The organism is Halorussus amylolyticus, assembly GCF_004143485.2.
Classification (GTDB): Archaea; Halobacteriota; Halobacteria; order Halobacteriales; family Haladaptataceae; genus Halorussus; species Halorussus amylolyticus.
On sequence record NZ_ML974137.1, the window covers coordinates 1 to 4,675 of the forward strand.

General features: G+C 67.3%; 4 protein-coding genes and 1 pseudogene. 4 read left to right on the forward strand and 1 reads right to left on the reverse strand.

The features are described 5' to 3' along the window. The 4 genes and pseudogenes from EKH81_RS14035 to EKH81_RS14050 all read left to right on the forward strand — a co-directional run. A pseudogene (locus EKH81_RS14035) lies at positions 1 to 248 on the forward strand (archaellin/type IV pilin N-terminal domain-containing protein); the annotation flags it as partial. 119 nt (positions 249 to 367) lie between these two features. Then, positions 368 to 1,510: a glycosyltransferase gene (locus EKH81_RS14040; RefSeq protein WP_132060788.1), complete on the forward strand. Its 1,143-nt coding sequence runs from the start codon at positions 368 to 370 to the stop codon at positions 1,508 to 1,510. Positions 1,511 to 1,516: 6 nt separating this feature from the next. Next, the gene (locus EKH81_RS14045; RefSeq protein WP_132060789.1) at positions 1,517 to 2,554 is read left to right on the forward strand and encodes a glycosyltransferase family 4 protein; all 1,038 of its coding nucleotides are present in this window, start codon (positions 1,517 to 1,519) and stop codon (positions 2,552 to 2,554) included. A gap of 392 nt (positions 2,555 to 2,946) precedes the next feature. Then, the gene (locus EKH81_RS14050) at positions 2,947 to 4,317 is read left to right on the forward strand and encodes a sulfatase family protein (protein ID WP_132060791.1); all 1,371 of its coding nucleotides are present in this window, start codon (positions 2,947 to 2,949) and stop codon (positions 4,315 to 4,317) included. Between the two features lie 31 nt (positions 4,318 to 4,348). On the opposite strand, the gene EKH81_RS19410 is transcribed toward EKH81_RS14050, so the two are convergent. Beyond that, a complete protein-coding gene (locus EKH81_RS19410; protein WP_202935152.1) occupies positions 4,349 to 4,636 on the reverse strand; it encodes a hypothetical protein in 288 nt (95 codons plus the stop codon). Positions 4,637 to 4,675 lie beyond the last annotated feature (39 nt).

The following is a 4,675-nucleotide window of genomic DNA, read 5'->3' on the forward strand; positions in this document are numbered from 1 at the left end:
ACGGTGATGAGGGCGACATCGACAAATTCAACGTCTCGGAAATCAAGGACACCGACGACTCCGCACCGGTGCTCAACAGCCAGGACGACCGCTTCCGCATCTCGATGAACGCCACCGCCATCGGCGGCCAGCGTCTCGACGAGGGCCAGACGGTGGAGCTGAAACTCACCACCCAGTACGGTGCGGTCACCATCTACCGCGCGAACGTCCCGCAGTCGCTCTCCCAGGAGAGCGCAGTCACGGTCTGATCGGGTTTCCGATTTCGACCGACTTTCCTCTCACTTCCGTCCCGTCCGGACGGTTCATTTTTCGCGCTCACCGACGTACGACCAACAGTGTGTTATAACGGGGTTTCATATTCGGTCGTATGAACTCCCTCGTGACGGCTGCCGGGGCGCTCGTCGTTCTGACGGCGCTCCCCTACGTCGCGTTTCTGGCGCTCTACGCGTGGGTTCGGCCGAGCGGATCTGCGGCCGACAAGCGCGAGGCCGAACCGAGCGTGAGCGTCGTCCTGCCGACGTACAACGAGTCGGGCATCGTCGAGAAGAAACTCGACGACCTGCTCTCGCTCGACTACCCGATGGAGAAAGTCGAAGTCGTGGTCGTGGATTCGAGCGACGACGAGACGCCCGAACTCGTCGAGTCGTACTTCGCCGAGCGCGAGCATCCCGACCTGAATCTCATCCGCGAGGACGACCGCCGCGGTCTCGCGCCCGCGCTGAACGACGCCTACGCCGCCGCAGAGAACGAAATGGTCGTCAAGACCGACTGCGATTCGTACGTCGCCGCCGACGCGCTCCGAGAGGCGGCCGCCAACCTCGCAGACCCCGACGTGGCCGCGGTTACCGGCCAGAATGCGGAGGTCCTCGGCGGGAGCGAAGTCGAAGCGGGCTACCGGGGCGTCCAGGCACACGTCCAGACGCTCGAATCCCATCTCGACTCGACGCTCATCTTCCACGGGCCGTTCTCGGCGTTCGAAAACGACGCCGTCGTCCCGCTCGACCCCGAATCGCTCGCCGACGACACCGAGCTCGCGCTCAAGATTCGACGGGGCGGCGACCGCGTCGTCTTCGACCCCGCGATTCGGTACAAGGAAGCCTCCCACTCTGATTTCGGCAAGCGCCGCCTCCAGAAGGACCGTCGCGGGATGGGACTCATCCGGTTGCTCGTCCAGCACCGCGACGCGCTGGGGAAGTACGGAAAGTACGGGAAGGCCGTCCTGCCGTTCAACTGGTGGTTCATGGTGATTTCGCCGTGGCTCGTGGCGCTGAGCGTCGTCGCCGTGACCGCGGCCGCGGTTTCGGTCGCCGGATGGGCGGGACTCGCGGTTCCGGCCGCGCTCGCGGGGTTCGTCTGGTTCGGCCAGAAGGACCTGCTCGGCCCGCTTCAGGCGGTTTACGCCGTGTTCGACTCGCAGGTGTCGCTCCTCCACGCCGCGGTCGAACTCCTCCGAGGGAAGGGCGACGGCACGTGGGAGGTAGACGAGGAGCTTCGAGAGGCGTTCGACTGAGCGCCCATGCGAGTTTTGCAGGTCACACCGCGGTATCCGCCCCGTGCCGGAGGCGTCGAGGCCCACGTCGCCGAGATTAGCGAACGACTGGTCGCGCGCGGTCGCGAGGTCACGGTGTTCACGGCCGACGCCGGGCCGGATGTACCGCGCCGCGAGACTCGAAACGGCGTCGAAGTCCGTCGGTTTCGGGGGTTCGCTCCCGGCGGCGCGTTCCACGTCGCACCCGGAATCTCGGCGGCGGTTCGGCGGGCGGACCCCGACGTGGTCCACGCCCACAACTACCATTCGCTCCCGGTGCTGTTCGCGGCGCTCGGGGTCGGAGACGCTCGATTCGTCGTGACGACCCACTACCACGGCGCGAGCGCAGACAGCGTTCGGGACCGCCTGCTGTCGGCGTATCGGTTCCCCGGCGGGTGGGCGCTCGGCCGCGCCGACGCCGTCGTGGCGGTCAGCGAGTGGGAGCGCGACAGACTCTACGAGGATTTCGACGTCTCGGCGACCGTGATTCCGAACGGCCTGCAGGTCGAGCGATTCGCCGGGGCGACCCCGGACGCCCGCGACCGGCCGTATCTGCTCTGCGTCGGTCGGTTAGAGGCGTACAAGGGCGTCCAGCACGCGATTCGCGCGCTGGCGGACCTGCCGGAGTACGACCTGCTGGTCGCGGGGTCGGGCGACTACCGCGACGAACTCGAACGGGTCGCTCGCGAGGCGGGTGTCGCCGACCGCGTGGAATTTTTGGGGTTCGTGGCCGACGACCGCCTGCCGGGGCTGTACGCCGGAGCAGAGGCGTATCTCACCCTCTCGGCGTTCGAATCCTACGGTATGACGGTCGCCGAGGCGCTCGCGGCCGGGACGCCCTGCGTCGTCCGCGAGGCGGGCGCGCTGGTGGACTGGGCCGACCGCGAGGACTGCGCGGGGGTCGCGGGCGTCGCGCCCGAGGACGTGGCCGCGGGCGTGCGCGCGGCGGTCGGGCGCGCCGCGCCCGCCGCCGCGCTGCCGACGTGGGACGACGTGACCGAGCGCGTGCTCGACGTGTACGGGTGAATTTCGGAGGCATGAAATTCCATTTTTCGCACGCCTTCACTTCGGCACGGCGCGCGCTGGCGCGGGTCGCGGTTTGACCCGCGCCCAAAGCGCGCGAGGGATGACCGGAGCGACTGGAAGGAGCGTAGGGAGTCGGTTGGGGAGGCGTGTGGCTGTCGCGGGCGCGGTGGCGGTGCGGTTCTCATAGGTATCGGGAGTAGCTAGCTTCTGATTTGCCTCTGGTTTCAGATTTCAACTCTGAACTCCAAACTCCAACTCCACTCCTCCTCTCCCGATTCCGACTCCGAATTCCAACTCCGACTGCAGTGTAATCGTTCCTCGGTCGTTCACCGAACGAGAACGCCGAACGAGAGACGGGTAGCATTTTAAGCGCCGCCCGACAGAAAGCCAGTATGAACGTCCTCCTCGTCACGGTCGATTCGCTCCGGGCCGACCGGGTGAACTCGGAGGTGATGCCCGCTACTCGGTCGTTCGCGGACGAGTCGCTCGAATTCGCCGAGTGCATCGCCAACGGACCCTCGACCCCGGCGTCGTTCCCGGCTATCCACGCGAGTCGGTACTTCGCGAGCATCGAGGGGCTCGGTATCCCCGAACCGGGGTCGAACGACGGCATTCGGACGCTGGCAGAGACGCTCCGGGAGGCGGGGTACGCCACCGCGGGCTACACCGACAACCACTTCGCGAGTGGGTCGTACCACTACGACCGCGGATTTGCCGAGATGTACGACGCCAGCGGGACGACCGAAGCCGGGAAACTCAAGCAGTTCGTCCAGTCGAACCTCGACAAGGACGGCCCGGTGTTCAAGACCATCGAGGCGGTGTACAACCGCGTCGACGCGCTCTTTGCGAACGCGACTGGCAACGAGAGCGAGTACGAGCGCGCCGAGTCGCTGAACCGCCGGGCACTCGACTGGATTGACGACCAATCGGGCGAGTGGTTCACGTGGCTTCACTACATGGACGCCCACCACCCCTACGAGGCCCCCGACGAGTACCAGCGCGAGTTTCTGGACGAACCCCTCGGCCTGTCGCGGTGTCGCGGCCTCTCGCGGAAGGGGACCCACCACCCCGACGAGGTGACCGACCGCGAGTGGGACCTGATTCGCCGACTGTACGACGCCGAGTGCGCGTACGTGGACGACCAGTTCGACGCCGTGCTCTCGGCCCTCCGCGAGCGCGGCGAACTCGACGACACGCTCGTCGTGTTCACCGCCGACCACGGCGAACTCGTGGGCGAACACAATCACGCGGGCCACCCGCCGGAGTTCTGGGAGGGCGTGCTTCGGGTGCCGTTCGTGGTCAGTCACCCCGACCGCGCTCCTGACACTATTGACGGCCAGATTCGGCTCATCGACACGGCTCCGACGATTGCCGACGCGCTCGGTCTCGACGCCTTCGAGGGCTGGGAGGGCGAATCGGCGCTCGAAGTCGCCGAGGGCACGGCCAACCCTCGCGAGTACGCCTTCGCCGACGTGGGTCGGCAAATCGAGTACGCCCGGTGCTGTGCGCGCCGGGCCGACGGCTGGAAGCTCCTGCGCCACGCCGACGACGGGGAGTTCTGCTTCGACGCGCGCGAGACGCCCGACGAACGCCCCGAAGACGACCGCTCGGGCGACGGGGTTCCGGAGTACGACGAGCTATCCCGTGCGCTCGACGACCACCAGAACCGGATGAAACGGATGCGAGAGGGCGGGTCCGACGGCATCGCCGAGGACGACGAGATGGTCGAACAGCATCTCAAGGACCTCGGTTACATGGAGTGAGAGAGCGGCTCTCGTACGAAGCCGACGCCGACTATTCGAGGTAGCCGAGTTCTTCGAGTCTGTCGCGAGTGTCGCCGTCCACCGCCATCTGCTCGCCGCCCGAGACGCCCGCGCCGAACGACGCGAGCGCGTCTTCGAGGTGGTCGGGAACCGAGTCGAGCGGGTCGGCTTCGAGATAGTCGTCGAGCGCGAACGCGAGCGTCTCGCCCGTCTCGGGCACGGAAATTGCCTTCTCGTCGCGGTGCCAGACCGCGCGCTGATTGTAGCCGTAGGCGGTCTCCTCGCACAGGAGCGGTCGGGGGGGGGGGGGCGGCGCCACGGCCCGCCCCCGGGGAAGGGAAGGGGACCGGACCACGCC